General features: G+C 60.6%; 3 protein-coding genes. 1 reads left to right on the top strand and 2 read right to left on the bottom strand.

What is annotated here, in order from left to right; translation table 11 throughout:
* Window positions 1–1,266, bottom strand: a 1,266-nt coding sequence (locus tag WEA77_RS10305; RefSeq protein WP_368067793.1) for a type II toxin-antitoxin system HipA family toxin, incomplete at its 3' end; no start/stop codon positions are given.
* Window positions 1,266–1,511: a helix-turn-helix domain-containing protein gene (locus tag WEA77_RS10310; RefSeq protein WP_368067794.1), complete on the bottom strand. Its 246-nt coding sequence runs from the start codon at window positions 1,509–1,511 to the stop codon at window positions 1,266–1,268. The genes WEA77_RS10305 and WEA77_RS10310, both read right to left, overlap by 1 nt.
* Window positions 1,512–1,920: 409 nt before the next feature.
* On the opposite strand from WEA77_RS10310, the gene WEA77_RS10315 reads away from it, so the two are divergent.
* Window positions 1,921–2,424, top strand: coding sequence for a S26 family signal peptidase (locus WEA77_RS10315; protein ID WP_368067795.1), 504 nt, complete (start codon window positions 1,921–1,923; stop codon window positions 2,422–2,424).
* Window positions 2,425–2,744: the final 320 nt, after the last annotated feature.

Below are 2,744 nucleotides of genomic sequence, written 5' to 3' on the forward strand. Positions count from 1 at the left end.
GATCGTTTCGATAAGCGCCGGGCTCAGGGCCGTGTCTGAAAGCCGCTCGGCAGCTCTGAGCGCACCGGGTATGGCCGCGGCGAGCTCCGCGCAGATACTTGTGACCGATCCTTTGGGCATGCCAGCAGCTTCGGCTGTCTGTTCAAAATGGCGGACGGCGATCTGGTTGATCTGATAAACATTCCCGGTTCCAGCTGACATGGCCAGCTTGAACCTGTTGTGCGTCAGGCGCCCCGCATCGACGATGGGCTGGGCTGACAGAATATCGTAAAGCGGGGTCATCGCAAAACCGCCGCCCGGGCGATGCGCGATCGAAAAGTTCTTGGCATGCCCATCGGTCGCCCCAATGAGCCAGAACACGATCTGAGCCTTTAGGAACATTCGCCGGTCGGCTTGGGCCTGATCGCTTTCCTTCAGCCGCTCAAGGATCGCGAGGCTGCCGGGGCCGCCATCACGCTGGTACTTGCGCATAGAGGGTACTGAAAGCGCCTGGCAGAAGTCTTCCTGCGGCAGCCGCAGAAGACGCTTGTCGCGTGTCCAAAGCCGGTCAAAGCGCGTGATACTCAGCACAAGCTGGTCTTCGAACCGAGCGATTGCGGCTTCGGCGACGGTCAGTCCGAGCGCTTCGCAGAGTTTCAGGCAGAGATACTCGTTCTGTACACTGTCAGTCAGGTCGATGCCGTTCTGGATCACACCGATGGCGGGTTTCAGAATATGCGTCGTTGCGGTTGTTCCGGTCGGCCGATGCCACGCCCCATTGACGTTGAGAAGCGCGGTCTTGTCCTGCGCTCCGGCAATCGAGATGCGGAAGTCTTCGTCTTGCGGATCAAGCCCGAGCGGTTCCAGGCGAAGGCGCCGGATCAAACCTGCGATCGCTGCTTCATCCATCGGTTCGCCGCGCACGTCGCCTGCTGGTCCCGGCGCTTCGCCCTCTCGCAAGAACTGCAAGGCCCCGACACAGTCGCGTCCTGCCACCGCCAGGAGCGAGAATGCGTCGGTCCCATCAGCGCCCAGACGCGATGCGACATTCGTGCGGACCCGCTCGGCGTCCGGTAAGAGGTTCTCGAAGACGTTCGTGACCGGCTCGCCCCGGAAAGTTTCGTCTCTGAGCGGCAGGGAAATCGATACCGGCATTGCGCCGGTCCAGCTGAGCCAGTCCCGGTCATACGAGAAGCTGACTGCACCAGAGGACGCCTTGTCGAGCGAGCCCACGGCGCGGGCATTCAAGAAGACCTGCAAGCGCCTCGTCCGGGACTGGCGCGCCATTAGAACAGTTCCTCGATATCGCCCTTGGATATGCGCTCCGTCGCAGCCAGTTCGAGGCCGAGCGCCGTCATGGCATCAAAGAATACGGACATGCGTGTTGCAGGTTCGCCCCCTTCCAGTTTCGACACAGTTGCCTGACGTACGTTCATCCGGGATGCAAGCTCGGCCTGCGTCAATGACTGAGCCAGACGCGCTTTGCGTACGATGTCCCCGGCCATTCGGGGGCTTCTGACAAGATCGGCCATTCCACTCTCCTATACGAGATCACGTATGAGGAGTATCTATACGTATTCTCGTATAAATCAAGTTAATACGTGAACACGTATCGCCTGTGGCCAAGGCCTGAAGCGTCGGTATAACGATCATCCCATGTGTTGACGGCTAAGCGCGCGTGACTGTCATGGCGCGGAATCTGCGCCGCGAAAACCAGATGACGACATCCGGCTTCTCTTCTCGCCCAGGTTTGGCAGGGGGCGTTATGGCTATCGCCGCGCCCGTTTCAATCAGATTCTGTTCTGCAGTGGCTTTAACAGACGGAGGGCCGCTGAAATGTTCTGCAGCTTCAGACCACGGTCACGATTGGACCATAAGCGGCAAGGCGCGTGTCATGCGTCACGAAATTGAATGGCCCGGGACTTGCGACGCACCCGCGCCATGAGACTTCCCATACTATCCACACGCGCGGGTCTTGGCGTGGCTGGCCTGGCGGTTGCCGCGCTCGGCTTTGCCGCGCTGATCAGCCATGGGCTCGTCCTCTATAACCCTTCGGCGTCTCTGGAGCCCGGTTTTTACGTCCGCGTTGGCGCGCAGCTTGAGCGGGGCGCCGTGGTGACGATCCCGGTGCGCGCTGTTGGCCTCGCCTATGTCGACGAAGGTCATGTGAAGGCCGCTGGCGACCGTTTCCTGAAACGGATTGCCGCACGTGCCGGGGACCGGGTGTGTTCAGAGGATGGTCATATCCTGATCAATGACGTGCGTGTTGCCGTTGTCTCTGAAAGGGATTCCGCGGGCATCGCTTTGCCACAATGGTCAGGCTGCAGGTCGCTCGAAAACGGCGAAGTGTTTCTGCTCGGTGATGACGTGATGAGTTTCGACGGACGCTATTGGGGCGTCACATCGGTTGCAGACATTGAAGCCACCTGGCGCAAGTTTCCCTGATACCGCGAGCGATCCGATGTCGCCTGCGAGGTGAAGGCAGAATCTTCCGATCCGTGTACGTGTTAGGCTCTGGGAGATGGAGGGCCGTATGCAGGTTGGAGGGCAAGATAAAGGCGTGACCTGCGGTCACGCGACACGCCGGTCGGCGCGGAGATTTCTACAGGTCATGGGACGGCCTGCAGGTCGCCCGGCGACCTGTGCCGCTGAGCCGTCCGCCGGCGGAGCGTTTGCACTGTTTGGACCAATTGCTCATCTCTTCGCGGCTCGCGTCACCGGCGAACAAGGCCGACAGTTTTGGCATGCGCGGTCAGCGCCAGCTG

It is taken from the genome of Hyphomonas sp. (assembly GCF_040882205.1).
GTDB lineage: Bacteria > Pseudomonadota > Alphaproteobacteria > Caulobacterales > Hyphomonadaceae > Hyphomonas.